This window comes from Pseudoduganella sp. RAF53_2 (assembly GCF_052113985.1).
GTDB lineage: Bacteria > Pseudomonadota > Gammaproteobacteria > Burkholderiales > Burkholderiaceae_D > Rugamonas.
In genome coordinates this window covers 1-2934 of sequence record NZ_JBFRDW010000712.1, presented here as the reverse complement: position 1 = coordinate 2934, position 2934 = coordinate 1, and the positions used below count along the sequence as shown (strand labels likewise).

Genomic DNA, 2934 nt, shown 5'->3' with positions numbered 1-2934 from the left:
GTCGTACACCATCACCGCGCCATCCAGCACGCGCATAGAGCGTTCGACTTCGATGGTGAAGTCCACGTGGCCGGGGGTGTCGATGATGTTGATGCGGTGCTCGGGGAAGTTACCGCCCATGCCCTTCCAGAAGGCCGTGGTCGCGGCCGAGGTGATCGTGATGCCGCGTTCCTGTTCCTGCTCCATCCAGTCCATGGTGGCAGCACCGTTGTGCACCTCACCCAACTTGTGGTTGACGCCAGTGTAAAAGAGGATGCGTTCCGTGGTCGTGGTTTTACCCGCGTCGATATGGGCGCTGATGCCGATATTGCGGTAACGCTCGATAGGTGTCTTGCGGCTCATCACAATTCTCCTTGACCGATGCCATGAAGGCATCATTGATTCTAGCAGTAATGGAGCTACAAGGTTGGGTGAGCCTGCAAGAATTCAAGGGCTGGTCAGTGCAGTAAGGCGTCCCGTTTCAGCATGTCCATATCGTAGCGGTGGCGGTCGGCACTGCGGCGTGCCTCATCGCGCTCATGTTCGGCGCGGCGCATATCGCCCTCGGCGTCACGGCGCTCACCTTCCAGACGGCGCAAATTATCCTCACTTGGAGCGCGGTCTTTGCGCTCACGTTCGGCGCGGATATCGCGTTCGGCCCGATCCATGCGCTTGCGGGCATCGCGCGCCTTGCGCTGGAAGTCTTCCGCGCGGTCACTGGCCCGGTCGTAGCGCAGGGACGCTTGCAGATAGGCGCCGCCGTTCAGGTAGGCGCGGCGCAGGAAATCCTGCTGCGGCGGTGCACAGACTTCGACGGCCATCGGCTGGCTGGTGCGGCCCCATTCGAAGGCATTGGCCGGGGTGCAGTATCGTGCGTTGGCGGCATCCCAGGCTTCCCGGTACAGGGCACGCGAGTTGTGGATCACGAATACCCCATCACGGCCGGCATTCGCCACGCGCTGCTCCAGCATGTAGGGATGGCCGAAGCCATCCTGATCGCCGGTCTGGCGCCAGTATTGGGCCAGGCGGGCTTCCCAGGCGTCCAGGTAATCGCGCTCCAGCACCTTGAGGCCGCGCTGATTGGCTTCGCGCTTGCGGATGCCGAATTCCTTGCCGCTGGTGGCGTCCTGGGTGCCGAGGTTGCGCCAGTAATTGATCAGTTCTGCGTTCCACGCCTTGCGGTAGGCTTCTTCCTGGACTTGAACGCCAGCCGCCCTGGCTTTGGCGGCGCGGGTTTTGAATTCCGCATCCGGGATGCCGCTGCGGGCGTCGGAATATCCGACGTCTTCCCAGAAGGTGCGGTTGCCTGCTTGCCAGCCATTGCCGTAAGCGATGTCGTCGTAGCGGATATTCAGTTCAGTGGCACGCACCCTCGCCTGCTCGCGCGCGGTCAGCGGCTGGCCAGCGGTGCCCTCTTTGCGGCCCAGATCCTGCCAGTAATCGGTATTGCCTTGCAACCAGCCGGCCTCGTAGGCGGGCTGGGACAAGGGCGTGCTCTTTTTGCGGACTTCTTCGCTGGCAGTCCGGCGTTCCCAGCCGGCCGTCAGCGGTATGGCCGCGTGTCCGTCCACCTGTCCGCRGCTGGACCAGAACTCGGCATTGCCGGACGCCCAACCGGCGGCATAGCTGGTGGCTGCGTCAGCGCCGCCTCGCTTGTCGTAGCTTTCGCAGAAGTCTTTGCGATCGGAGAACTCGGATTTTTCGCCGGCGGCGCCGTCCTTTTGCCCGATTGCGCGCCAGTCGCCGGCTTTGCAGTCGGCGATACGTTGCATGGTGGACTGGCAGCCGGCCAGGGTCAGGGTGAGGAAAAGGAAGAGTGGGACGAGTCGCAAGATTTGGTTTTTATGGTTGTTATCGGCCGCCGCCCAGAACGCGGGCCGGCAGCATTACGATGGCACGCAGCAGTTCGAACACGGCTTCCACGCCAATGCCGAGCAGGCGGAATGGCAGCAGCATCAGCCAGACCAGAGGATACAGGACCAGGGCCAGCAAGGCGAGCGGCCAGCAGATGAACAGAAGCAATAACCACAACAGAAAGCCCAGCATGATGAAGTCCCCCGGTTTATTGTTGTCCAGACTTTAAAGCGGACGTCCGGGGCGGACAATCGCCGTGCGACCAACTGCAAAATGGGGCGATGAATGGCGAAAAATCAGGGCCGAAGCGCGGCTCAGCCCGTGTCTCATTTGGCGCCTGACCCCAAATGGTACACGGGCGGGGCTGTTGTTCAGGCGAACACGGCGGTGGCGACCGGTGCCAGTTCGGCGCGCATGGCTGCTTGCAGGGACTGGATGGAGCCGCCTGCGCGGTAGGCAAAGCTGACCTGGACCACGTCGCCGGCTCGCACCGCCAACGGTTCGGCCAATGGCAAGGTCATGTAATGGTTGAGCCAGTCGATGGTCGAGGACCGCTCCTGCACCACGGCCAGTATGTTCTTGGTGACAAAACGCAGCGCGTTCAGCGTGCCGTCACGTTCGATGGCGAATTTGCCTTCCCAGCGATACGTCAGCTCGTTTGGCTGGGTGAAATCGATCAGGGAATAGACGGCCGGCTGGCCCAGTTCCAGCGTGCCGGGATGCAGCACGCCTGGCTGCTGGAATTGCACGATGGGCGCGTAAAAACCTTCGAAATCATACTCCTGCTGCACCGGCTGCACCGCCATCAGGACGGCTTCGGGCAGGAACACCGGCAGCGGACCGCCAAACTGGCGCAGATAGCGCTGCTTGAAATTCTCGATCACTTCGACCTGCTTTTCGCGCAGCATGGCAACGTGGATCATCTCGCAGATCACCACGTCCACCGGCTCCGGCGGCAGGTATTCGAAAGCGTCGGCGTGGATCACTTCGACCTTTTCGCCACCCTCATTCATGGCGAGGAAGCGGGTCGCCTCGCGGACCATGTCGGGATTAAACTCCACGCAATAGACTTTGTCCGCCTTGCGCGCGGCAAAGCAGGAC

General features: G+C 62.0%; 4 protein-coding genes. All 4 read right to left on the bottom strand.

Annotation, left to right across the window (positions count from 1 at the left end):
- Window positions 1-342: GTP-binding protein (locus AB4Z11_RS28270; protein WP_442029150.1), on the bottom strand; the 342-nt coding region annotated here is incomplete at its 3' end.
- A 95-nt stretch (window positions 343-437) separates the two neighbouring features.
- Complete coding sequence (locus tag AB4Z11_RS28265; protein WP_442029149.1) at window positions 438-1811, bottom strand: DUF2799 domain-containing protein; 1374 nt, start codon at window positions 1809-1811, stop codon at window positions 438-440.
- Between the two features lie 19 nt (window positions 1812-1830).
- On the bottom strand, window positions 1831-2025 hold the full coding sequence (locus AB4Z11_RS28260) for a hypothetical protein (protein ID WP_442029148.1): 195 nt from the start codon (window positions 2023-2025) through the stop codon (window positions 1831-1833).
- Between the two features lie 179 nt (window positions 2026-2204).
- Window positions 2205-2934: methyltransferase domain-containing protein (locus tag AB4Z11_RS28255; protein ID WP_442029147.1), on the bottom strand; the 730-nt coding region annotated here is incomplete at its 5' end.